The organism is Mycobacterium sp. (assembly GCF_002863225.1).
Taxonomy (GTDB): Bacteria; Actinomycetota; Actinomycetes; order Mycobacteriales; family Mycobacteriaceae; genus Mycobacterium.
In genome coordinates, this window is the sequence record NZ_PKEK01000051.1 from 30,447 (window position 1) to 54,833 (window position 24,387).

Below are 24,387 nucleotides of genomic sequence, written 5' to 3' on the forward strand. Positions count from 1 at the left end.
CCTGAAGCCCGTGGGGCACGAGACGGACCTGGACAACACGGTCGGCAAGGCCGACGTAGTCCGGCGCGCCTTCGACAGTATCCCCGCATTCGTGGTGGCTTTCGCAGGTCCAGAGCACCTTTACGTCGCCGCGAACGCCGCGACGCGGGCGGCTTTTCCGGCGGTGCGGCTCGGCGTCTCGGCACAAGAGCTGTTTCCTGAATTCGAAGATCAGAACCTGATCGAGATTCTCAACCGCGTCTATCGCACCGGTGAGGTACAGCAGGGACGCGAATGGCGTTTCCAATTCGACTTCGACGGATCCGGAACAATGCAGGAGATCTACGGCGACATCGTGATCAGTCCGCGCATGGGTCCGGAAGGACACATCGAAGGCACCCAGGTGATGCTGATCGACGCCACCGCCGCGGTCAAGGAGCGCCGAGCGGCGGAAGCCCGCGAGGCAGAACTGTCCGAGCGCTACACCCAGGTACGGGATCTCGGAATTGTTGTCCAACGCGCGCTGCTGTCACCGACCTTGCCGGTGCTACCGGGGGCCGACATCACCGCCGAATACCTGGTTGCCACCGAGGACAGCGGTGCCGGCGGCGACTGGTTCGACGCGATGCCCGGCGAACCCGCAAGCGTGTTCCTGGTCGTCGGGGATGTGGTCGGACACGGCGTCGAGGCCGCTGCGGTGATGGCTCAACTGCGAACCGCGATCCGGATGGAGCTGCTCGCGGGCAAGAGCATCGCCGAAAGCCTGGCCGCCGTAGACAGATTCAGCAGATTCGTACCGGGGTCGAAGGCGGCGACAGTCTGCATCGCGCGCCTCGACACCGGCACCGGCACGTTCGAATACTGCACCGCCGGGCACCCTCCCCCGCTGTTGATCAGCGGCGACGTCCCGCGGTTTCTCGAGCCGACCGGATCAGGCCCGCTGGGCAGCGGAAGCGGCTTCGCCACCCGCACCGAGACCATGGCCGTCGACGATGCCGTACTCCTCTACAGCGACGGCATCATCGAACGGCCGGGTCGGCCGCCGTCGGCCAGCACAGCCGAGTTCGCCGACATCGCCTCGCGCGTCCTGGCCGGATCGGCTTTTCCGATCGAGTCGGCGACTCGTCCCGCCGAGCGGCTGTGCTCGCAGACGCTGGAACTGATGCTGCGTACCACCGGCTACAACGATGACGTGACTTTGCTTGCCGCGCAACGCCGCACACCACCGCCAGCCTTCAACCTGACCGTCGAGGCGACTGTACAGGCGGCCCGCGAGGTACGCGCACCGCTGCGGGCCTGGTTGTCCGAAATCGGCACCGACGACGTCGACGTGATGATCATCGTGCAGATCCTGTGCGAGTTCGTCGAGAATTCATTCGAGCACGGATACCGTTCAGCGCCAACCGGTCACATCGAGCTCGAGGCCGCCCTCGACGACCAGGGCCTGGTGCACGCGTCGGTGTCCGACCACGGCCGGTGGAAACCTCCTTCGGCGGACCCGGGAATGCGCGGTCGCGGATTGATGCTCGCGGACGCGCTGGCCACCGAGAGTCGCATCACCGGCACCGACAGCGGCACGACGGCATCAGTCTCACACCGGCTGAGCCGGCCCGCCCGCATCGTGATCGACCCGAACGTGGTGGCCGCCGCGGAGCCGCCCGCCGCTCCCGAATTCTCCACCGAGGTCGTCGACGAGCGTCTGGTGGTCAAAGGGGATGTCGACAACGCGACCTCGCCCACCCTGGGAACGCAGATTGCACGTCAAAGCCGTTCAGGCACATACCCGTTGAGTGTGGACCTGTCGGGGGTCAGCCACATGGGTTCGTCCGGGCTACGGATCCTGGCCGAAGCACTGGAACGCTCGCGCCAGCACGGGACCGAACTGAGGCTGATCGCTCCGGCCGGGAGTCCGGCTCATCACGTGCTGACGCTGATCGGAATGCCGCTGGTGAGCACGGCTGTCGCCGACCGAGTCGACTAGGCACCGAACCGGTATCGTCTGCGCGGTGGCCGCGCCAGTTTTCGCCGATGTCGACACCGGTGTCGACGATGCCATCGCGCTGATCTATTTACTGGCCTGCTCCGACGTCGAACTGGCCGGTATCGCCTCGACAAGCGGCAACGTCCCGGTCAGTCAGGTCTGCGACAACAACCTGAGCCTGCTCGACCTGTGTCGCGTCGAGGGCGTGCCGGTGTCCCGGGGAGTCGAGCAGCCGCTGAACTCGTCGAAACGGTCCGACAGCCCGGTCCACGGCCCGCGCGGCCTCGGCTACGCCGAGTTGCCGCCGACCGATCGTCAGCTCAGCGGTGACGATGCCGCGACGGCGTGGGTGAGGGCGGCCCGGCAACATCCCGGTGAATTGATCGGACTGGCCACCGGACCGCTGACCAATCTGGCGCTTGCCCTGCGCGAAGAGCCGGCGCTGCCAAAGCTGTTGCGTCGCTTGGTGATCATGGGCGGGGCATACGACCACCGCGGCAACACCAGCCCGGTGGCCGAGTGGAACATCGCTTTCGACCCCGAAGCGGCAGCCGAAGTGTTCAATGCGTGGTCGCCGACGGAAAGCGTTGATCCGCTACAGCTTCCGATTCTCTGCGGCCTCGACGTGACGCGGCAGATTGCGATCACCCCGGAGATCCTCACCCGGCTGGCGACGGCCGCCGGCTCCACCACGATCGCGATGAGCATCGCTGACGAGCGGGGGCGCCGATCGTCGGCGTCCAACCCGTTGATCCGCGTGATCGAAGATGCGACCCGGTTCTACATGGAGTCCTACCACGACCTGGGCCACGGCTACCTCGCGCATCTGCACGATCCGCTGGCCGCGGCCGTCGCGTTGGATCCGCAACTGGTACAGACCAAGGCGGCCACGGTCGACGTCGAGCTGACCGGCACCCTGACCCGCGGCATGACGGTGACCGACTGGGCGGGTCGGTGGGCCCGAAAGCCCAACGCACTGATCGCCGTTCACGCGGATCCGGCGATGTTCTTCGACCGGTTCATCGAGCAGGTGGGCCCGTTCGCCCATCGATTGGGCTGAAAAGGTGTCACCCGCACGCTGACCGACGGGCTATCGTTAGGCCACTGGGAGGTGCGGTGCTCACGATCCTGCGGCGGACGGTCAGCCTGTGGTGGCAGACCTGGCCCTGGCTGGTCGCGATTTATCTGATCGGGTGGTTCCTGCGGTACTGGGCACTGCATCTGGCCATGCATGTGGCGTTGAGCCACGGCGACTTCTTGGGAAGCCTGATCCTGCCGCTCGCGCCGCTGACCCGGCTGCTGACGTATCTCGCCATGTTTCTGGTGATTCGGTCCGTCACGCCGGGGTTGCGGGATGTCGAGACGGACGGCCAGGAAGCAAAGGGCGTCTTCGATGTGGTGATGATGGCTATTCTGCCGTTCCTGGTGATCTACACCGCCTGGAAGATGGTTGTCGAGGACTACTACGTCTACGTCACCAGCGTGACCCACCTGCTGCTCAACGACTGGAAAACGGCGGCAGCCCGGGAGATCTACGGTTCGTCGCTCGGATCCAAGTTGTGGCTGGCGATCTTGGTCGCGTTCGTCCTGCGTCAACTGATGACCCGATTCCGCGAACGGCTGCCGCGATGGACGATGATCATCGCCGCCTACCTGGAGGTGGTGTGGCTGTACTTCGCGATCAAGGCATCGGCGGTCGTGCTGTTCGGCTCTCCCCAGTGGATCCGGGAGCGGCGAATCGTGGTGTGGCTCGGCAGCGTTCGCGACGCAGCCTTCTCCCACGTCGCATGGCTTGCGCAGCTGTGGAACACCGCGGGAACGCTCCTGGGCGCGGTGATCTCGGTGGTGGCGTTGGCGTTGGCATGGCTGGCCATCGGATCAGCGGTCTACGGCACCCCGTTCACGCCGACCTGGGCGAGCGCGCGCCGGGTGCTGCTGGGGGAACGCGCAGCGACCGCGGTCGGCTCGGCGATCGAACGTGGCCGGCGCGCCGCACAGCCCCGCTGGCAACGAGTTCCGGCCCAGATCCGCAGGCGGGCAGTCGAATTCGCCCGGTCGCAACTCGGCCGTTTCGGGCCGATCGCGGACGCCTGGCGACTGATCCTGCATGGCGGTGCGCTGCCGATCGCCTTCTTCGTGCTGGCGTATACGGCGCTGGTACTGCTCGCGCCGAGTGGGGCTTACTGGACTCAGACCGTGAACGACGGCTATCTGTGGCGCGGCGTCGCGTTGCTGCTGGGGCCGCACGACTACCCCTGGTGGCAGACCTACCAGGATCTGATTCGGGCGCTGATCGGCGCGGTGGTCGACCCGCTCCGCATCTCGCTGGTCGCGGCAACGTATTGGTTCTGCGCCGACCGGGTTCGTATCGAGGCGGCCCGCGACCAGGAACTGCCCAGCGCCGAATTAACCAGTGTCGAAGCGGATCACGAGTAGGTCAGTCGATTTGGACAAGGTCTTCTTGTCGTCCCACGACGCCGGGAGGAACTGAACGTCGACCGAGGTCAGTTGGACATCTTTCGGGACGACGATGGCTACCAGCAACGGCTCGCTGTGGCGGGGCGAGCAGATGGTGGAGACGCCCCCGTGAAGCTCCCACTCGGTTATCCCGAGCGAGAACGACATCTTTGTCCATTGCCGGTCGCCCGAATTCACCATCGCTACGCAGCCCGCGTAGCCGTCCGGAACGCTGGCCGGCTTACCGTCTCTGGTGCGGCGCAAGAGATATGTAGCCAACCGGGCGTTCGGCGGAAGATTGTACGGATCGGTGTTGAGGTAGCTCGTGTACTTACGCAATTCGTCGACACTGGGCGGTTTCGTCGATGACAGCTGCCAGCGGGTATTCCCGATTTCGATCGAACTTCCATATGGCACAACATGTTTTGGGCGGGTGAATCCGACGTTCTCCCGCCATGCCGGCAGAGTGATCGAGATGACGATGAGGTTGACGACGAGGACACTGATGACAATCGCCCGGCCATTGCGGCCGATCCACGACCTCACCGATCGACCAAGTCGTCGAGTTTCAGCGATGCAAGCGGTACGACGCCGGAAAGTGTTATGTCGACCGCGATCTGGGAATCCAGTGGCGCGAAGTCCATCTTGGCCATGCTGGACTCGGTGAGTGCGTTACTGACCAACAACGTCGCGCTACGCGGGGCCTTCGGCAGCTCGTACGCCAAAGGCCCGCTTTCCGGCATCCCGGGCTGGGCCATGTGGTGAAAGTCGGAGAGGTTGGTGTCGAACAGATTTCCGTCGGCTCGCAGATCGAAGCGTGGCGAATGCGGCTTCAGCAGAGGCTGGTAGGTGAGCACCATGACGAGCCAGACGCCTTTCGAGGGAAAATGATTCAGCCCGTTGTGGCTGTTGGCGGTCACCTCGCGCGCCAGGTAAGTGCGATGAACCGTCACGGCGATGTCGCGACCGACGATTCGCTGCCCGACCGGGCCGTGTACCTCTATCGGCGCCCATGACTGCAGCTTTGTCGGTAGCAATGACCACATCGCGCCCGCGCTGACCAGCAGCATGGCAGCCAGAATTCCGCGCGCGGCGGGCAGCAGCTTTTGCGCTGTCATGCCGACTCCAGATTGGCGATCCGCAACTCGGCGAATCTGTCCGCGTCGCCGGCCCATCGGTGGGCGAGAACGAACGTCGAGATGAATGAGCTCATCTTGTGAATGCGGACAGTGATTGCGGGGTGGTGCGACAAATCGGCCGCAGGCACGGCCCACAACACCGAATAGGCGTAGGTGAACCCAGCATCGATGGAGGGCACGGCGATGGTTTCGGCACCGCGAAATGCCGCCGCGTACCGATTGGCGATACCGGTGAGTCCGAACAATTCGGTGTCGGCGCGTGGGTGCGCTGTGCAGTCGTCGGGTTTTCCCATCAACGCGCCATCGAGCGGGAAAGGAACGGACTCATGGGCGGTGTTCTGGACCGTCACCTTCAAGACCAGCAGTCGGCACTGCGGCGCCATGCGTGGCAGTCCGACGAAGTGGTCGACCAGCGAGACCGAGCGTGGGGTGACTGTCAGCGCTCCTGCGTTGTACGACTGGCCGAATGAGATGGTCGTGACGTGGTGAGCCGTTTTCAAGCCACCGAACGCCGCAGTGACGACGAGGATCACGGCAAGGGCGGTCCAGCGCAGCTGTTTGAGCGAAAGTCGCTGCCAGACCGTGGATTGTTCGCCTTCGGCGACGGCCTGGCCCTCGGCGACGGCCTCACCTTCGCCGTCGACGGCAGTCGGCGGTTCGCCTTCGATATCCGGCAAGACGCGTCTTCCCCTTGGCCGCTGATGGATTGAGCTGATCGTACCTGCGTGCGGCGGACTGGTGAGACGCATTTTTCATTCGTAGATTCCTTCCAGATACCACCTCCGCTGCCGATAGCAGAGCAACATTGCGGTGCCGGGATCGGACGGCTGCTCGCCTTCCAACAGCACCTGCACACGGGCGGTGCGGCTTGCTCCTTGACCGGCCCCGAGCCGGTCATCCCACCACCGCTCATCGACCGGCCAGGGGCCGGCCCACCAATGCAGCTTGGTGTCGCGGCCGCGGGCGGTCAGCCGGGCCGGGTCGGCGGAGAAGAGCCCCCTGCTGGTCACCCGAACCGAATTGCCTTGGTCATCAAGCAGTTCCACGGGATCGTCGAGCAGCACCGTCGGCGACGGCTCCGGCAGCTGACCGGGCCACGGCCGATGCGGGTCGGCGAGCGGCACCGGCTCGTCACCCAACGGTGTCAGCGTGATGCGTTCGGCCGGCCCGCGACCGCCGGACAGCATCGGCACCTGCACTGCTTCCTGGCCGAGTAGACCCTGGACCCGGATCAGCGCTCGACGCGCCCGCATCCTGTCCTCTTCACCGAGACCACCCCACAGCGGCAACTGCAGCGCCCCCGCCGATACCACCTCCACCGCCTGCAGCCGTAACTGCACCACCGGCGCGGAAGGCCGATCCAGCACGATCCGGGTGTTCAACCAGCCGTCCAGCTGCCAGCGGACCCGGTCGGCGGTGGCATCCTCGGTCAACGGCTCGGCGCATCGCCAAACCCGGGTCAACTCTTCACCGTTGGCCGTCACGGCGTGCACGGCCAATCGAGTGCAGCCGACACCGGCGGCCAGCAACGTCTGATGCAGTGCGCCGGCCAGCGAGCGCCCGGCGAACGCCGCGGCGTCGACCCGGTCGATCGGTGGGTCGCACTGCAACTCCGCATCGAGCTCGGCGGGCGGCTCGCGACCGGACGGCCCGCGTTCCGGCTCCCCCCGAGCGAACCGGTGCGCGATCACCGCGTCGGCGCCGAACCGGGAGGCCACGTCCGTTCGCGACAGCTCGGCGAATTGGCCGATGGTGCGAACCCCCATCCGCCACAACAGATCCGCCAGATCAGCTCGCCCAGCCCCGGACAGGCTGGGCTCGGTGGCGAGTTGCCGGATCGATATCGCCGACAGAAACCGCGCATCCTCCCCCGGCGCCACCACACGACCCGCGCGAGCGGCGAAAACCGAGGTCGGCAGCTGATCGGCGATTCCGACCTGGCACTCGGCGCCGGCTGCCGCGACGGCATCGGTCAGCCGCTCGGCGACCTGCTGCTCGGAGCCGAAGAACCGGGCCGCTCCGCGAACCGGCATGACCACCAGGCCGGGACGCAGCACCTCGGCGCGCGGTACCAGGTCGTCGACCGCCGCCACCACCCCTTCGAAGTAGCGGGCGTCACGGTCGGGGTCGGCGGCGACGACGTGCAGTTGCGGGCAGCGGGCCGACGCCTCGCGGCGCCGCAGTCCCCGGCGCACTCCCACCGAACGGGCTGCCGACGAGCAGGCGATCACGCGGTTGGCCAGCGTGACGGCGACCGGGGAGGTCGCCGACAGTTCCGCTGCGGCAGCGGCGGCGACCGCGGGCCAGTCCATGCACCAGATCGCCATCACCCGGGAGGCCACACTCACCCCGTCCGAGCTCGCCTGGTCGCCCGACCCGCGGCGCACACCTCGAGACGCACCTTGCTGATCCGCCCGAAACCCGGTGTCGGCGATGTCGTTTCGTAACCGCTGACCCGTGCCTTCAGCCGGATCGATGCACCCTGCCAGTCGCCGTCGGTGACCAGCAATGCGCATCCTTTCTGTTGAGCCCTGGCCACCACGGCCCGGGCCCGGGTCAGCGGCACCGAGCGTCCCTTCAGTGCCAGCACGATCAGGTCCATCCCGTCCATGAGCACCGCGGCCACTTCCACCGGATCGGTTCCGGGATCCGGGATCACCGCGAGCCGGCTCAGATCGGCTCCCATTTCCACCGCAGCCAACAGGCCGACGTCCGACTGGCCGACGATGGCCGCATTCCCTCCGGCGGCCGTCACCGCGGCCACCATGCTCAGTGCGAGCGAACGGGCGCCCGACAGCACCGCAACCGCGCCCCTTGGCAACGCATCGGGCAACACCTCCGCCAGCAACTGCGGCACCGGTAGCCTGGCTTCCGAGTCCGGAAGCAGGTCGTCCACCGGTGCGTGACCGCGCCGGGTGGAACCGACTTTCCCCGACACCGCAGCCATCTGCCGTCGCAGCTGTTTCAGCTGCTCAGCACGGTCGAGATGCGGCTGTTCGGAAGCAAGCATCGCCGTCATCAACTACTCCTGCGGTACGGGTGTGACTGCTGTTGTCCGAATGTTTGTTCGAATACCAGTAGTCAATACCCAGCCACCGACAAGGTCAAGCGGGGGCTGCCCGAGGGCGCAGCCCAGCAAACTATCGGCAGGACGCCCCGAGAGGCAGCGGCCGAGGCATTCCTCGAGTAGACGTCTCGGCAGCTGCACTCTCGGCGCCGAATCAGCCGACAGCGGAACCGGAATCGCGGCAGGAATCTGGCGCCGCGGGGCTCACCTGCAAATAGTGTCCACACCCATGGGAATTGATCCGTCGAGCATCCTCCTCACCGACCGTGTCGCCGTTGTCACCGGTGGCGGTGCCGGCATCGGCCGCGGCATCGCCGCGGGGTTGACGGCATTCGGCGCCAAGGTGGCGATCTGGGAACGCAACCCAGAAGCGTGCGCGTCGGCCGCCGACGAGATCGGCGCATTGGGCATCACCGTCGACGTCCGCGACAGCGCGGCCGTCGACGCCGCACTCGAGCAGACAGTCGCCGAACTCGGACCGGTCACCATCCTGGTCAACAACGCCGGCGGCGTCTTCTGGTCAGGAATACTCGACACCAGCGAAAACGGTTGGGACGCACTGTATAAATCGAATCTGCGCCACGTCTACCTGTGCACCCAGCGGGTGGCCCGCGGCCTCGTCGAGCAGAAGCTGACCGGCAGCATCATCAGCGTGACCTCCATCGAAGGGATCCGCGCCGCACCCGGTTACGCGACCTACGCGGCCGCCAAAGCCGGGGTGATCAACTACACCAAAACCGCGGCCCTCGAACTCGCGCCGTACGGCATCCGGGTCAACGCCCTGGCCCCCGATATCACCTTGACCGAAGGCATCATGGACATCGCTCCCCCGGGTTCCGAAGAGCGATTCGGCCGCACCGTTCCGATCGGACGAGCCGGTCATGTCGACGAGATGGCGGGCGCTGCAGTATTTCTGGCGTCCGAGATGTCCAGCTACATCACCGGGCAGACGATTCACGTCGATGGCGGCACCCAGGCAGCCAGTGGGTGGTACCACCATCCCGAGACCGGCGCCTACGCGCTCGGACCGAGCTGACGCCGCGCATCGTCGAGTACCGCCCCGATCACCTCCGGAGTCACCCCGAGACCGCGCAGGCAGAAAGACAGCACGCGCCTACGGATTTCAGCCGGATTACGCGGGCCGCTGCCCCAATGCCGTTCGATGTTGGTCCACACGACGCCATGGATGGACAGCGCTTCACCGTCGGGGTCGATCTCGGTGAATATCTCCAGATCTGCTCCACGCGTGAGTTGTTCGACAAGCGGACGCAGAATTTCCCGGTAGGCAGGGGCAACGAGTTCGGGCGCGGCGACCATCTGATTCTGCGCCTCGAGCGACATCTGGCGGAGATCGGAGCGGATCTGAAGATTGAAGGCGAGATCCAGCCGTCCGTCGATCCAGGCCGCCACCGCGTGTATCGGATCGGAGTCCGCCATCCGTTGTTCCAGGCGCACGACCTCGCTACGCGCCATCTCCAGGAATACCGCCGCAACCAGCTGATCCTTCGAGTCGAAGTGCCGGTAGAACGCCCGGGTGCCCAGCTGCGCACTGCTGAGCACGCGGGCCACCGACAGCGCCTGAACTCCCTCCGTCCGAACGACTTCGGCGGCAGCAGCGAGGATTACCGCGTGTATGTGCGGATCGGGTTCGAGCTTTCGGCGCCCGCCGGCGCGGCCGTCGACCCCATCATGCTGAAGCATCGTAGGCAGCAATGTAATCGCCGAAGGCGTCGTGCACCTGTTCCGCGGTCAACCCGTAGTCGCTCAGCTCGTAGGTGTGCGTGCCATGCTGGCCGGGCTTGTGACCATCTGCCCACGCCTGCACCCTCGCGCGCGCCGAATCGGTGAACGTGAGACCGAGCTCGTCGTAGCTATGGGCGATCGTGTTGATTGGATCGGTCTGCAGGTCGGCGAAGGACACGTCCACAAATCGATCGTCGCCGAACTTTCGGCGGAACTCCATCGCACGGCCCATGCCCTCGGCCCACCAAGCCAGTTGCTCAGCCCCGAGCTCCTTGGGATCCCGATGATCGCTGCTCCAACTTCGGACATAGGCGATGAGGCTGCACACGGACCCGAGCACCTTGGCCGGATCCCGATGACTCCACAGGAATTTGGCGTTCGGATAGACATCGACAAACGCTTCGAGCGCGAACATGTGCACCGGCGTCCGCAGGTGCCACAAGCTCGGTTTGCAGTGCCACTGCAGAAGTTTCAACACATCGCGGTGAAAGGTGTAGGTCTCGCGCATGTCGCTCTGCAGCAGCCATTCGACGTATCCCGGGACCCGTACCACTCCGTCGAAGTGGAAGGTGCGAAAGCTCATGCCCATCAGGTCCTGGCATTCCGTCGCGGATTCGGCATCGAAACTGTTCATAGTCCGAAATTCGGGGAACATCTGGTCGATCATCGCGATGCCTTCCGCGGCTTGTGCGATGCGCGGGTCGTTGTGCTGGGTCGCGGCTTCCGGCGGTGGGGTCGGCGCCTGAGATTCCCAGGTGCGCAACGATCTCAATTGCGGGTCGGCAGAGACCAATTGGCCCAGCGCGGTCGTGCCGGTTCTCGGTAGACCCAGGACGACGATCGGGCCGTCGACGACCTCGTCGCCGATCTCGGGATGCTGCTTGTAGGTTTCGATGATCTTCAACCGCTGGATCAGAGCGTTGCTGATGGTGGCGTGCTGCATGACCCGGCCGAGATCGTTGAGGTCGGCTTCGGTGTTCAACGCGGTGACCGTCCGCTCCAGGCCTTCGCGGTAATAGGCCGAACCGAAATCGTCGAGGCCAGTGGCGGCGCGGGCGCCGTCTTCGAGTTCGTCAGCGGAGAAAGTCACCGGGAGAACCTTTCGTAGACGGCGCGGCGCCGGGCTTCGATCACGTGAGAGCGTTCGTCGGGGGTGGTCATCGTGGTGTCGGCGGGCAACGACGACAGGACCTCGTCTACCTTCACCACCCGCACGTTCGGCACCGGTGCGGTTTCGGTTCTCACGCAACGCAATAGCATCGCACCGTTGCTGTGGCCGGCAGTGTCCAGCCAGTTGGCCACCCCAGGATCCGTCGCACAGATGACGGCGCGGAAGATCCCGTCGGGATCGACAACCGCCTGATGTCCATTGAGACTGGACTGATGGCGCCCGTAGTGGATCGTCTCCAACCACGGATTGCCCAGCGAGATGCTCCAGTAGACGCCATCGGGTGGCTCGACCTCGAGGATCAGCGCCTCATCCGGAGCCAGATCGAATCGTCCGATGACAGGCCGGTTTTCGGCTGCCGCACCCATGTCGCTCATGTCCATCGGCGGGATGAAGCCGTTGGCCGGCGGCATGGCGCCGAAGTCGAGGAAGAATTTCAGGTTGTCGTAGACGAAGTCGCCCAGCGCGTGAAGCTGCCGCGACACCGAGACATCCAATTCGACGGAATGACCCGCGGGGGCCGCTTTATCGCCGATTCGCTCGATGTCGAGTGACGCGGGAACCTCGGTGTCCCAGTCGTAGAAGAAGTTTCGCACCGTCAGCGTCGGATGATCGCCCGTCAGCCGCAGCCAGTTGCCGCTGTGCTCGTCGGCGGACAAGATCGCTTCGAAGTTCCCGTCGGGGTCGACCTCGAGTTCGTCGACGAGACAGTTGGCGGTCGCGGCGATTCCGTCCATGGTCTGCAGGCCGACGTATCGGGCCGTGCCCCGGCTGCCGAAGATCCGATATGTCTCGCCCGCACGAAGGCTCGCGTTCAGATACACGCAGTCCGGGCATTCCAGCCCCCAGGTGACGATGTCGTCCATGCTGGCCCGGTTGACCGCGAGAACCGGGTCGGGCTCCGCCCGCAGTGCCATGTCCGTGCCGACCGCCAACAGCACCATCAGATGTCGCATCCCTGACCCGTAGTCGAGGGGATTCTTGTTGACCGGCGTGGACTGTACGAGTTGTCCGGCCGCGTTCAACCGCTCCTGCAGATGCGCCCACGCGGCCGAAAGGTCGGCGGTGCTGCCATCGCCTGGCGACAGCGCCGCCTCCGCGATCGAATGCGGCAGCCACGCCATCGTTTGTTTCCAGGCAGGTGGGGCCTGATCACTGCCGTCATCGGCCACGGATGCCCTCCAGCCAGGTCGGCACAGCACTCAATTGAAAATGATGTTTTCAATTGAGTAGTTGGTACCACGCAGCCGGCGAGACAGTCAACAAGTCGGGGCGCACCGCCCGGATCGGGACGGCGTCAGTCGTTGCGCGAACTGAGCAATTCGGCCCAGTCGCGCGGCACGCGGCCCCTGGGGCCGGGCACCGTCTGATCAGCGGGATGACATTCCGGCGGGGCAAGTTCGGGACCGTCGTAGTAATCGTCGGTCTCGTAGTTCCAGAACCAGTCCTCGCCCGGTTCGAACGAGCGGATGATCGGGTGTCCGGTCTCGCGCCAGTGCTGCGTCGCGTGTCTGGACAGCGAATCGTCGCAGCAGCCGACGTGGCCGCAGGCCGCGCATCGGCGCAGGTGCACCCACCAACCACCGTGGGCGTCACACTCGCTACAGCCGACACCACCGGGTGGCACCGACGGGTCGACAGCAGCAGCCATGGCGGTCTACTCCCACTCGATGGTGCCCGGCGGCTTGCTGGTCACATCCAGCACGACGCGGTTGACTTCGGCGACCTCGTTGGTGATCCGGGTCGAAATCCGTTCCAGCACTTCGTACGGCACCCGGGTCCAGTCGGCGGTCATGGCGTCCTCACTGGAGACCGGCCGCAGCACGATCGGGTGGCCGTAGGTGCGGCCGTCGCCCTGCACGCCCACCGACCGGACGTCGGCCAGCAGGACCACCGGGCATTGCCAGATCTGCTGATCCAGACCCGCGGCGGTCAGCTCTTCGCGGGCGATCGAGTCGGCGCGACGCAGTGTCTCCAACCTGCTCGCGGTGACCTCGCCGACGATGCGGATAGCCAGACCCGGCCCCGGAAACGGTTGGCGCCCGACGATTTCCTCGGGCAGACCCAGCTCGCGTCCGACCGCGCGGACCTCGTCTTTGAACAGCAACCGCAACGGCTCGACCAACGCGAACTTCAGGTCGTCCGGTAGACCGCCCACATTGTGGTGGCTCTTGATGTTCGCCGCGCCGCTGCCACCGCCGGACTCGACCACATCCGGATAGAGAGTTCCCTGTACCAGGAATTCAGTCTCGTTGTCTCCCAATACATCCCGAACGGCGCCCTCGAACGCCCGGATGAACTGCCGCCCGATGATCTTGCGCTTGCCCTCGGGGTTGGTCACCCCGGACAGCGCTTCGAGGAATGTCGCCTCGGCGTCGACGGTCACGAGGTTGGCGCCGGTCGCTGCGACGAAGTCGCGCTGCACCTGGGCGCGCTCGCCGGCCCGCAGCAGCCCGTGGTCGACGAACACGCAGGTCAGCCGGTCCCCGATCGCCCGCTGGACCAGCGCGGCGGCTACGGCTGAATCAACCCCACCGGAGAGCCCGCAGATCGCGTGACCGTCACCGACCTGGTCGCGCACTTGCTCGACCAGTGCTTCGGCGATGCCGGCCGGCGTCCAGTCCGGCGCGATGCCGGCGAATTCGTGCAGAAACCGGGTCAGCACCTGCTGGCCGTGTGGACTGTGCAAGACCTCAGGGTGGTACTGCACGCCGGCCAGTCGCCTCGACCGGCTCTCGAAGCCGGCCACCGGCGAACCCGCACTGGTGGCGATCACCTCGAAGCCGTCCGGCGCGGAGGTGACGGCGTCGCCGTGACTCATCCATACCGGCTGGGTCTCGGGTAGATCGGAATGTAGTTCGCCGCCAACCACTCTCAGCTCGGTCCGGCCGTACTCGCTGGTCCCGGTACGGGCGACCGTGCCGCCGAGCGCCTGTGCCATCGCTTGAAATCCGTAGCAGATGCCGAACACCGGCACGCCCAGGTCGAACAACGCCGGGTCGAGTTGCGGCGCGCCGTCGGCGTACACGCTGGCCGGGCCGCCGGACAGCACCACGGCGAGTGGGTCGCGCACCTTGATCTCGTCGACCGAGGCGGTGTGCGGAATGACCTCTGAGAACACGCGGGCCTCGCGCACCCGGCGGGCAATCAGCTGGGCGTATTGCGCGCCGAAATCGACAACAAGCACGGGACGGGGCGTTGCGGACTCCACCGGCACAGTCTAGAGCCGTGCGCACGTCAGCCCATCAGTTGACGCGCATGTAGTCATATGTCTACACTCGTCCTCAGCAGACTGTAGTAAATTGACTACAGTCGAATCAGGAAGGACCACCATGACTCTGAGCGTGACCCAGTTGGGCAGCCGCATCGGCGCCCGCATCGACGGCGTGAAGCTGTCCGGCGACCTCGACACCGGCACCATTGCCGACATTCGAGAAGCGTTGCTGCGGCACAAAACAATCTTCTTCCGCGACCAGCACCACCTCGACGACGCGGGCCAGCACGCCTTCACCACGCGGATCGGCACACCCATCGCCCACCCCGCGCTGCAGCAGGCGAACATGCCGATCATCACGCCCATCGACTCCGAGTTCGGCAAGGCGAACCGCTGGCACACCGACGTCACCTTCGTCGCGAACTACCCGGCCGCCTCGGTCCTGCGCGCCGTCACCCTGCCGAGCTATGGCGGGTCGACACTCTGGACCAACACCGCCGCGGCCTATGACGCCCTGCCCGAGTCGCTCAAGCAGCTGGCCGAGAATCTGTGGGCGCTGCACAGCAACCGCTTCGACTATGTCCCGGCCTTGCACCCGCAGACCGAGGACGAGAAATCGCATCGGGCCCGGTTCGAGAAGATCGACTTCCGTACCGAGCACCCCGTAGTCCGCGTCCATCCCGAGACCGGCGAGCGCTCACTGGTCGCCGGCGACTTCGTCCGCGGATTCGTCGGGCTGGACAACTTCGAGTCGCAGACCCTCCTCGAATTGTTGCAGCGTCGAATCACTATGCCGGAGAACACCGTTCGATGGAACTGGGCCGCCGGCGACGTAGCCATCTGGGATAACCGCGCCACCCAGCACCGGGCGGTCGACGACTACGACGACCAGCACCGGCTGATGAACCGGGTCACCGTGCAGGGCGATGTTCCCGTCGACGTGCACGGCCGACGCAGCCGGGTGATCAGCGGGGCACCGCTACAAGCCGTCAGCTGAGCCGCACAGCGGGACGAGAGGTCGCTCACCGCCGCCAGGGGTACGCCGCCACGTCCATCGCCGGCATCAAGTGTTGAGCGGCACACCGGGGCGCTGACCACGCCCGACGGCCGCGGACCAAAGTGCGGAAACCCGTGGTTCGCCCGGAACGCCTGGCGAACCTGCACCGGGCATGGTGAGGTGGTAGTGCTCATGGCAGAAACCACCCCGGGAAGCGAGGTCCGCAGTGCTGGGTCTACCGGAAGCGGTGCAAGCCTGCCTTTTCGATCTCGACGGCGTGCTCACCGACACCGCAAGCGTGCACACCAAAGCCTGGAAAGTCATGTTCGACGAGTTCTTGAAGCAGCACGCCGAACAGAACGGTGAGTCGTTCGTACCGTTCGATCCGGACAAGGACTACTTGAAATACGTCGACGGCAAGAAACGCGAAGACGGCGTACGGGCGTTTCTGGCCAGCCGCGACATCGAGCTTCCCGACGGCGACCCCGACGACTCGAGCGACAAAGACACCGTGCACGGCCTGGGCACCCGCAAGAACGACGCGTTCCAGGAGACGTTGCACAAAGACGGCGTCAAGGTTTTCGAAGGCTCGCGCCGCTATCTGGAAGAAGTCGCCGCCGCCGGGCTGGCCACCGCTGTGGTGTCGTCGAGTGCCAACACCCGTGAGGTGCTCGAGATCACCGGACTGGAACAATTCATCCAGCAACGCGTCGACGGAGTGACGCTGCGTGAGGAGAACATCGCAGGCAAGCCGGCACCGGACTCGTACCTTCGCGGCGCCGAGTTGCTCAACGTCGAACCAGCCGCCGCGGCGGTCTTCGAGGATGCGCTGTCCGGGGTCGAGGCAGGCCGCGCCGGTAAATTCGGTTTCGTCGTCGGTGTCGACCGGGTGGGCCAAGCCGACGAATTGCGCAGTCACGGTGCCGATGTCGTGGTGACCGACCTTGGCGATCTACTTTAGGAGGCCGTGATGATCCCCGATGACACACTCCCCGTCGAACCCTGGCAGATCCGCGAACCCAAGCTGAACCTCGACGTGTTGGCTCAGTCGGAGTCGCTGTTCGCATTGTCCAACGGGCACATCGGGATTCGCGGCAACCTCGACGAAGGAGAGCCGCACGGCATACCCGGCACCTACCTCAACTCGTTCTACGAGGTACGGCCGCTGCCCTACGCCGAAGCTGGTTACGGATATCCGGAAGCCGGCCAGACCGTCGTCGACGTCACCAATGGGAAGATCCTGCGCCTACTGGTCGACGACGAGCCCTTCGACGTGCGCTACGGCAAGCTGCTCAGCCACGAACGCGTGCTCGACCTGCGGGCCGGGACACTGACCCGCGACGCGCACTGGCAGTCCCCGGTCGGCAAACAGGTCAGGGTGACCTCCACGCGGCTGGTGTCGCTGTCCCAGCGCAGCGTGGTCGCCATCGAGTACATCGTGGAAGCTGTCGACCAATTCGTACGTGTCACAGTGCAATCCGAGCTGGTGGCCAACGAGGAACAGCCCGTGACGTCTGGCGATCCGCGCGTCGCGGCGATTCTCGACAACCCGCTGGAGGCCGTGCAGCACGAAGACACCGAGTGCGGCGCGCTGCTGATGCACCGGACCCGCGCCAGCGCGTTGATGATGGCCGCGGCCATGGACCACGAGATCGAGGTCGAAGGTCGCTACGAGGTCAGCAACGACGCGAGCGGCGACCTCGCCCGAACAACCGTGATCTGTGGACTACGCCCCGGCCAGACGCTGCGCATCGTGAAATACCTGGCGTACGGCTGGTCGAGCCAGCGGTCCCGTCCGGCGCTGCGCGACCAGGCATCCGCCGCGTTGCACAGCGCGCGCTACAGCGGTTGGAAAGGCCTGCTCGAGGCGCAGCGCAAAATTCTCGACGACTACTGGGACGGCGCCGATGTCGAGGTGGAGGGCGATCCGATCTGCCAGCAGGCGGTCCGGTTCGGGCTCTTTCACCTGCTGCAGGCCAGCGCACGGGCCGAAGGCCGCGGCATCGCCAGCAAGGGCCTGACCGGAACCGGCTACGACGGCCACATCTTCTGGGACACCGACGGATTCGTCCTTCCGGTTCTCACCTATACGCTGCCGCACGCGGCCGCCGACGCATTACGTTGGCGCGCTTCGACATTGGACTTGGCGAAGGAGCGCGCCGCGCAGCTGGACCTCAAGGGCGCCGCCTATCCATGGCGCACGATTCGGGGCCAGGAGTGCTCGGCCTACTGGCCGGCCGGCACGGCGGCGTGGCACATCAACGCGGACATCGCGATGGCGTTCGAGCGCTATCGGATTGTCACCGGTGACGAGTCGCTGGAGAAAGACTGCGGACTCGAGGTGCTCATCGAGACGGCCCGGTTGTGGCATTCGCTCGGACACCACGACCGTCATGGCGTGTGGCACCTGGACGGGGTCACCGGCCCGGACGAATACACCGCGATCGTGCGCGACAACGTGTTCACCAACATGATGGCGGCGCACAACCTTCGGGTCGCGGCCGACGCGTGCGCCCGGCACTCCGAAGTCGCCCGTGAGATGGGCGTCTCCAGCGACGAGACCGCGGCATGGCGCGCCGCCGCCGACGCCGCGCACATCCCTTACGACGAAGAGCTCGGCGTGCATCCACAGTCCGAGGGCTTCACCACCTACGCCGAGTGGGATTTCGACAACAGGAACAAATACCCGCTGCTTCTGCACGAGCCTTACGCGTTGCTGTACTCGTCGCAGGTGGTCAAACAGACCGACCTGGTGCTCGCAATGTATTGGCAGAGCCACAAATTCACCGACGAGCAGAAGGCGCGCAACGTCGACTACTACGAGCGTCGGACCGTGCGCGATTCGTCGTTGTCCGCCTGCACCCAGGCGGTGATGTGTGCCAACGTCGGGCACGTGGACCTGGCCCACGACTACACGTATGAGGCGGCGCTGGTCGATCTCCGCGATCTACACAACAACACCAAGGACGGCCTGCACATGGCGTCGCTGGCCGGCGCCTGGACGGCACTGGTCGCCGGCTTCGGGGGTCTGCGCGACGACGAAGGTGTCCTGTCACTCAACCCGTACCTGCCCGACGCCATCTCGCGGCTACGTTTTCGGCTGCGCTGGCGCGACTTCCGGGTGACCGTGGATGTCCAGCACGACCAGGTCACCTACACCCTTCGCGACGGCCCGGAAGATCAGCAGTTGAACATCCTGCACGCCGGCGAAGAGCTCGAACTCAGCACCACCAAACCGAAGACGGTCAAGCTGACCAAGCGGGAGCCTTTACTACCCACGCCGCAGCAACCGCCGGGACGCGCCCCGATGCACCGGAACGCCTACCGGTCGGTCAACCAGCAGAACTGACCGAGCCGGGGCTTATGCGGCGCTCCTCAGCATCGCTGCGCTCTGCATCGTCGCCGCCGGAGCTGATGCGGCGCTCCTCAGCATCGCTGCGCTCTGCATCGTCGCCGCCGGAACTGATGCGGCGCTCCTCAGCATCGCTGCGCTCTGCATCGTCGCCGCCGGGGCTCTCTTCTTCCTTGACAGCGTCGATCGATTCGATCGGCAGCCAGCGCAGCGCGCCGGGCGCCGAATCCGGCACCACCGGGTGGGCAGGCGCGATCGGGTCGAGCCGGCGATAGGCCTCACCCTGCTTGGGGCGAAGGTCGTCCTCCCCCTTGTTCGGCCACAGCGACGCGGCCCGCTCGGCCTGCGCGGTGATCGACAGCGACGGGTTCACCCCGAGGTTCGCCGAGATCGCGGCGCCGTCGACCACGAACAGTGTCGGATAGCCGTACGCCCGGTGGTACGGATCGATGACGCCGGCCTCCCGGCTGTCGCCGATCGGCGCGCCGCCGAGGTAGTGCGCGGTCAGCGGGATATTGAACAGCTCGCCCCACGTCCCGCCGGCGACACCGTCGATCTTCTCTGCGATGCGGCGAGTGGCCTCGTTGCCCGCCGGGATCCAGCTCGGGTTCGGTACGCCGTGGCCCTGCTTGCTGACGACGCGGCGGCGACCCAGCTTGGTCCGTTTCGTGTAAGTGGTGATCGAGTTGTCGAGGTTCTGCATCACCAGCGCGATCATGGTGCGCTCGCTCCAGCGCCGCGGGTTGAGCAGCCGCAGCGTGCCGCGCGGATCCCCACCGGCGTTGTCGAGGAGCTGTCGCCACCGTGGAACGTCGCTGCCGCCTTCGCCCGGGCCGTCGGTCATCAACGTCTGCAGCAGACCCATGGCGTTCGAGCCCTTGCCGTAGCGACACGGCTCGATGTGGGTGTCCGAGGACGGGTGGATGGAGGAGGTGATCGCCACCCCGTGGGTGAGATCGAGGTCGTCGCTGACCTTCAAACGGCCCGCCCCGACGATCGACTCCGAGTTGGTCCGGGTCAACTCGCCCAGCCGTTGCGAAAGCTCGGGCAGCTTGCCCTTGTCGCGCATTTTGAACAGCAGCTGCTGGGTGCCCCACGTGCCCGCGGCCAGCACCACATGCTTGGCGGTGAAAGTGCGCTTCTTGCGGCGCAGCGCCCGACCAGTGCGTGCGGTGCGCACCTCCCAGATCCCGTCTTCGCGCTGCTCGAAACTCGTGACCGTCGTCATCGGAATCACGTCTGCGCCATTGGATTCGGCCAGGCCGAGATAGTTCTTCAGCAGCGTGTTCTTGGCGCCGAAGCGACAACCGGTCATACAGCTACCGCATTCCAGGCAGCCGGTGCGGTCCGGGCCGGCACCGCCGAAGTACGGGTCGGGCACCGTCTGGCCGGGAGTCTTGGTGCCGTCGGGACCGAAGAACACCCCGACCGGGGTGGGCACGAACGTGTCGCCGCAACCCATGTCGTCGGCGACCTCTTTGAGAATGCGGTCGGCGTCGGTGAAGGTCGGGTTGGTGACCACCCCGAGCATCCGCTTGGCCTGGTCGTAGTGCGGCAGCAGTTCCGACTTCCAGTCGGTGATGTGCGACCACTGCTTGTCCTCGAAGAACGGCTTCGACGGCACGTACAGCGTGTTCGCGTAGTTCAGCGAACCACCGCCGACCCCCGCGCCGGCCAGGATCATCACGTTGCGCAGCAGATGGATGCGCTGGATGCCGTACATGCCGAATTTAGGTGCCCACAGGAATTTGCGGAGGTTCCAGGAGGTCTTGGCCATGTCCTCGTCGGCGAAGCGCCGGCCGGCTTCGAGCACGCCGACCCGGTAACCCTTCTCCGTCAACCGCAGCGCGGTGACGCTGCCACCAAAACCCGAACCAATGATCAAGACGTCGTAGTCAGGTTCCACGTCATCCAGTATGGACTTACTCGCCGGTAATGATCCAGCGAACCAGGTCAGCGCCTAATTGCCGACAGTCAGGCCGACCTTCTGAAACTCTTTGAGGTCGCAATAGCCCGATTTGGCCATCGACCGGCGCAGCCCGCCGACCAGGTTCAGCGAACCAAACGGATCGTCCGACGGACCGTTGAGCACCTGGCTCAGCGGCAACCGCTCGCCGACGGCGATCTGCAGCAGGGCGCCGCGCGGCAGCGACGGGTGAGCGGCCGCCGACGGCCAGTACCAACCCTCGCCCTGGGCTTCGGCGGCCTCGGCGAGCGGGGTACCCAGCACCACCGCGTCGGCGCCGCACGCGATCGCCTTGGCGAGGTCGCCGGAGGTGTGGATGTCGCCGTCGGCGAGCACATGCACGTAGCGGCCGCCGGTTTCGTCGAGGTATTCACGACGGGCGGCGGCGGCGTCGGCGATCGCGGTGGCCATCGGCACGCTGATGCCGAGCACCTCGTCGCTGGTGGTCACCCCGCTGGTCGAGCCGTAGCCGACGATGACGCCCGCCGCGCCGGTGCGCATCAGGTGCAGAGCGCTGCGATGGTCGATGACGCCACCGGCGACCACCGGGACGTCGAGCTCGGAGATGAAGGTCTTGAGGTTCAGCGGCTCGCCATGGCTGTCGACGCGCTCGGCGGAGACGATGGTGCCCTGGATGACCAGCAGGTCGATCCCGGCGGCCACCAGTGTCGGGGTCAGCGCCTGGGCGTTCTGCGGGCTCACCCGGACCGCAGTGGTGACCCCTGCCTCGCGGACGCGGGCCACCGCGGTGCTGAGCAGGTCGAGGTCCAGCGGCGCGGCGTGCAGCTGCTGGAGCAACCGGATTGCCGCCGACGGCTCGGGCTCCTTGGCGGCGGCCTCGATGACCTGGGCGACCTTGGCCTCGACATCCGCGTGCCGGCCGATCAGTCCCTCGCCGTTGAGCACTCCCAGACCGCCGAGCCGACCGAGTTCGATGGCGAACTCCGGCGACACCAACGCATCGGTCGGGTGCGCCACGATGGGGATCTCGAACCGGTAGGCGTCGAGCTGCCAGGCCGTCGTGGCGTCCTGCGACGAGCGGGTGCGTCGCGACGGGACGATATTGATGTCGCTGAGTTCGTAGGTGCGCCGGGCGGTTCGGCCCATGCCGATTTCAACCATGTCACGCATGAGAGGTCCTTCGATCAATCACCGGGCGTAGTAGTTGGGCGCTTCGGCGGTCATCGTGATGTCGTGCGGATGGCTCTCCTTCAAGCCCGCCGCGGTGATGCGGACGAACTGCGCCCGCTGCAGTGCCTCGATGGTCTCGGCGCCCGTGTAACCCATCGCGGCGCGCAGACCGCCGGTGAGTTGGTGGATCACCGACGACAGCGGGCCGCGGAACGGCACCCGCCCTTCGATGCCCTCGGGCACCAGCTTGTCTTCGGACAGCGCGTCGTCCTGGAAGTAGCGGTCCTTGGAGTACGACTTGGCCTCGCCACGGCCCTGCATAGCGCCGAGCGAACCCATCCCGCGGTAGCTCTTGTATTGCTTGCCGTTGACGAAGATCAGGTCGCCGGGCGCTTCGCCGGTGCCGGCCAGCAACGATCCCAGCATCGCGGTGGACGCGCCCGCCGCCAGTGCCTTGGCGATGTCACCGGAGTACTGCAGTCCCCCGTCGGCGATCACCGGGACGCCGGCCGGGCCGCAGACCGCGACCGCCTCGAGGATCGCGGTGATCTGCGGCGCGCCGACACCGGCGACCACCCGGGTGGTGCAGATCGAACCGGGCCCGACGCCGACCTTGACCGCGTCCGCACCGGCCTCGACCAGCGCGGCGGCGCCGGAGCGGGTGGCGACGTTGCCGCCGACGATTTCGACCCGGTCGCCGACTTCGCCCTTGAGCTGGCGGACCATGTCGAGAACCAGCCGGTTGTGGGCGTGGGCGGTGTCGACCACCAGGATGTCGGCGCCCGCGTCCGCGAGCGTCATCGCCCGCACCCACGCGTCGTCGCCGACACCGACGGCCGCGGCCACCAGGAGCCGGCCGTCGCTGTCCTTGGTCGCATACGGATGCTGTTCGGTCTTGACGAAGTCCTTGACGGTGATCAGCCCGGTCAGCCGGCCATGCCCGTCGACGATCGGCAGCTTCTCGATCTTGTGCCGGCGCAGCAGGCCCAGCGCCGCATCCGCGCTGACCCCCTCCTGGGCGGTGATCAGCGGGGCCTTCGTCATCACCTCGGCGACGTGCTTGGACTGGTCGACCTCGAAGCGCATGTCGCGGTTGGTTATGATGCCGACCAGCTGGCCCACATCGTCGATGACCGGCAGCCCCGAGATCCGGAACCGGGCGCACATCGCGTCCACTTCGGCCAGCGTGTGGTCCGGCTTGCAGGTGACCGGGTCGGTCACCATGCCGGCCTCGGACCGCTTCACGGTTTCGACCTGCCCGGCCTGCTCGGAGATCGGCAGGTTGCGGTGCAGTACGCCGAGGCCCCCGGCGCGCGCCATCGCGATCGCCATCCGGGATTCGGTGACGGTGTCCATCGCGGAGCTGACCAGCGGCACCCTGAGCCGGATGTTCTTGGTGAGCTGGCTCGATGTGTCGGCAGTGGCCGGCACGACGTCGGACGCCGCGGGCAGCAGCAGAACGTCGTCGAAGGTCAGCCCCAGCATTGCGATCTTCTGCGGATCGTCGCCACCGGTCGGCACCGCATCTTCCCCGAAACCGCCGACTCGAGGGTAGGAGGTGACGATCAGGTCGCCGCTGTCTTCGAGACGGGACAAGCCAGATGACATAGCCGGGGCCCTCCCAGTGCGAGCGCGGAGTGGAAAACGCCATCCTATCGGCTAGGTCAGACAGCGCTGACGACGCGCGCCGGGAAGCCCTCGCGAGACTGCGACATGGCGGCTGGGCTGCGGGGTAGCGCTGGCGTGATGCCCGCCGGGCTGCGTAATGTGGAGCCGTGCGCGACCACCTTCCGCCCGGGCTGCCGCCTGATCCATTCGCCGACGACCCTTGTGATCCGTCGGCCGCGTTGGACGCTGTCGAGCCCGGCCAGCCACTGGACCCCCAGGAGCGGATGGCAGTCGAGGCCGATTTGGCGGATCTTGCGGTATACGAAGCGTTGTTGGCGCCCAAGGGTATTCGCGGCTTGGTGGTCTGTTGCGACGAATGTCAGCAGGACCATTACCACGACTGGGACATGCTGCGCGCCAACCTGCTTCAACTACTCGTCGATGGCACCGTGCGCCCGCACGAGCCCGCCTACGACCCCGAACCCGACTCCTATGTGACCTGGGATTACTGCCGGGGATACGCCGATGCGTCGCTCAACGAGGCGACGTCGGACACCGAGGGATTCCACGGGCGCCGCTAGCCGC

Annotated in this window: 20 protein-coding genes and 1 pseudogene; 8 read left to right on the forward strand and 13 right to left on the reverse strand. The window is 66.2% G+C overall.

Going from position 1 to position 24,387, the window contains the following annotated elements:
- Positions 1-10: 10 nt before the first annotated feature.
- From CYU59_RS17310 to CYU59_RS17320, 3 genes are read left to right on the forward strand one after another with little or no spacing between them, the layout of a single operon-like run.
- Positions 11-1,960 (forward strand): SpoIIE family protein phosphatase, encoded by a 1,950-nt coding sequence (locus CYU59_RS17310; protein ID WP_292991929.1) that lies wholly within the window; start codon positions 11-13, stop codon positions 1,958-1,960.
- 25 nt (positions 1,961-1,985) lie between these two features.
- Positions 1,986-3,020, forward strand: coding sequence for a nucleoside hydrolase (locus tag CYU59_RS17315; RefSeq protein WP_292991932.1), 1,035 nt, complete (start codon positions 1,986-1,988; stop codon positions 3,018-3,020).
- A gap of 56 nt (positions 3,021-3,076) precedes the next feature.
- Positions 3,077-4,396: a hypothetical protein gene (locus CYU59_RS17320; protein WP_292991934.1), complete on the forward strand. Its 1,320-nt coding sequence runs from the start codon at positions 3,077-3,079 to the stop codon at positions 4,394-4,396.
- Here CYU59_RS17320 and CYU59_RS17325 read toward each other — a convergent pair.
- From CYU59_RS17325 to CYU59_RS17345, 5 genes are all read right to left on the reverse strand, one after another.
- Positions 4,367-4,963 carry a hypothetical protein gene (locus CYU59_RS17325; RefSeq protein ID WP_292991936.1) on the reverse strand — a complete coding sequence of 199 codons (597 nt, stop codon included), beginning with the start codon at positions 4,961-4,963 and terminating at the stop codon, positions 4,367-4,369. The genes CYU59_RS17320 and CYU59_RS17325 overlap by 30 nt on opposite strands.
- Entirely contained in the window at positions 4,960-5,535 is a 576-nt protein-coding gene (locus CYU59_RS17330) for a hypothetical protein (RefSeq protein ID WP_292991939.1), read from the reverse strand. The genes CYU59_RS17325 and CYU59_RS17330 overlap by 4 nt, the downstream gene beginning before the upstream one ends.
- A complete protein-coding gene (locus CYU59_RS17335) occupies positions 5,532-6,233 on the reverse strand; it encodes a hypothetical protein (RefSeq protein ID WP_292991942.1) in 702 nt (233 codons plus the stop codon). The genes CYU59_RS17330 and CYU59_RS17335 overlap by 4 nt, the downstream gene beginning before the upstream one ends.
- A 75-nt stretch (positions 6,234-6,308) precedes the next feature.
- Positions 6,309-7,904, reverse strand: coding sequence for a DNA polymerase Y family protein (locus tag CYU59_RS17340; protein ID WP_292991943.1), 1,596 nt, complete (start codon positions 7,902-7,904; stop codon positions 6,309-6,311).
- Entirely contained in the window at positions 7,901-8,575 is a 675-nt protein-coding gene (locus tag CYU59_RS17345) for a hypothetical protein (RefSeq protein WP_292991944.1), read from the reverse strand. Before CYU59_RS17345 ends, CYU59_RS17340 begins: the two co-directional genes overlap by 4 nt.
- A gap of 277 nt (positions 8,576-8,852) precedes the next feature.
- On the opposite strand from CYU59_RS17345, the gene CYU59_RS17350 reads away from it, so the two are divergent.
- Positions 8,853-9,659, forward strand: a complete 807-nt coding sequence (locus tag CYU59_RS17350; RefSeq protein WP_292991945.1) for an SDR family oxidoreductase — start codon at positions 8,853-8,855, stop codon at positions 9,657-9,659.
- Here the strand turns inward: CYU59_RS17350 and CYU59_RS17355 are convergent.
- The 5 genes from CYU59_RS17355 to guaA form a co-directional block, all read right to left on the reverse strand.
- A complete protein-coding gene (locus CYU59_RS17355; protein ID WP_292991946.1) occupies positions 9,638-10,324 on the reverse strand; it encodes a TetR/AcrR family transcriptional regulator in 687 nt (228 codons plus the stop codon). The two genes, CYU59_RS17350 and CYU59_RS17355, sit on opposite strands and share 22 nt — an antisense overlap.
- Positions 10,311-11,456 (reverse strand): sulfotransferase, encoded by a 1,146-nt coding sequence (locus CYU59_RS17360; RefSeq protein WP_292991947.1) that lies wholly within the window; start codon positions 11,454-11,456, stop codon positions 10,311-10,313. The genes CYU59_RS17355 and CYU59_RS17360 overlap by 14 nt, the downstream gene beginning before the upstream one ends.
- Complete coding sequence (locus CYU59_RS17365) at positions 11,453-12,658, reverse strand: DUF1214 domain-containing protein (protein WP_292991948.1); 1,206 nt, start codon at positions 12,656-12,658, stop codon at positions 11,453-11,455. The genes CYU59_RS17360 and CYU59_RS17365 overlap by 4 nt, the downstream gene beginning before the upstream one ends.
- A 173-nt stretch (positions 12,659-12,831) precedes the next feature.
- Positions 12,832-13,185, reverse strand: coding sequence for a UBP-type zinc finger domain-containing protein (locus CYU59_RS17370; RefSeq protein ID WP_292991949.1), 354 nt, complete (start codon positions 13,183-13,185; stop codon positions 12,832-12,834).
- Positions 13,186-13,191: 6 nt separating this feature from the next.
- Positions 13,192-14,745 carry a glutamine-hydrolyzing GMP synthase gene (gene guaA, locus CYU59_RS17375; protein WP_292991950.1) on the reverse strand — a complete coding sequence of 518 codons (1,554 nt, stop codon included), beginning with the start codon at positions 14,743-14,745 and terminating at the stop codon, positions 13,192-13,194.
- 121 nt (positions 14,746-14,866) lie between these two features.
- Between guaA and CYU59_RS17380 the strand changes: the two genes are divergently transcribed.
- From CYU59_RS17380 to CYU59_RS17390, 3 genes are all read left to right on the forward strand, one after another.
- Positions 14,867-15,745 carry a TauD/TfdA family dioxygenase gene (locus tag CYU59_RS17380; protein WP_292991951.1) on the forward strand — a complete coding sequence of 293 codons (879 nt, stop codon included), beginning with the start codon at positions 14,867-14,869 and terminating at the stop codon, positions 15,743-15,745.
- Positions 15,746-15,971: 226 nt separating this feature from the next.
- Positions 15,972-16,706 carry a beta-phosphoglucomutase family hydrolase gene (locus CYU59_RS17385; RefSeq protein ID WP_292991952.1) on the forward strand — a complete coding sequence of 245 codons (735 nt, stop codon included), beginning with the start codon at positions 15,972-15,974 and terminating at the stop codon, positions 16,704-16,706.
- 9 nt (positions 16,707-16,715) lie between these two features.
- Entirely contained in the window at positions 16,716-19,094 is a 2,379-nt protein-coding gene (locus CYU59_RS17390; RefSeq protein WP_292991953.1) for a glycoside hydrolase family 65 protein, read from the forward strand.
- A gap of 187 nt (positions 19,095-19,281) precedes the next feature.
- Here CYU59_RS17390 and CYU59_RS17395 read toward each other — a convergent pair.
- From CYU59_RS17395 to guaB, 3 genes and pseudogenes are all read right to left on the reverse strand, one after another.
- A pseudogene (locus CYU59_RS17395) lies at positions 19,282-21,003 on the reverse strand (GMC family oxidoreductase); the annotation flags it as partial.
- A 54-nt stretch (positions 21,004-21,057) separates the two neighbouring features.
- Complete coding sequence (locus CYU59_RS17400) at positions 21,058-22,185, reverse strand: GuaB3 family IMP dehydrogenase-related protein (RefSeq protein ID WP_293001167.1); 1,128 nt, start codon at positions 22,183-22,185, stop codon at positions 21,058-21,060.
- 27 nt (positions 22,186-22,212) lie between these two features.
- Positions 22,213-23,802, reverse strand: a complete 1,590-nt coding sequence (guaB, locus tag CYU59_RS17405; protein WP_292991954.1) for an IMP dehydrogenase — start codon at positions 23,800-23,802, stop codon at positions 22,213-22,215.
- A gap of 167 nt (positions 23,803-23,969) precedes the next feature.
- Between guaB and CYU59_RS17410 the strand changes: the two genes are divergently transcribed.
- Positions 23,970-24,383, forward strand: a complete 414-nt coding sequence (locus CYU59_RS17410) for a DUF5319 domain-containing protein (RefSeq protein ID WP_292991955.1) — start codon at positions 23,970-23,972, stop codon at positions 24,381-24,383.
- The last annotated feature ends 4 nt before the right edge of the window (positions 24,384-24,387 follow it).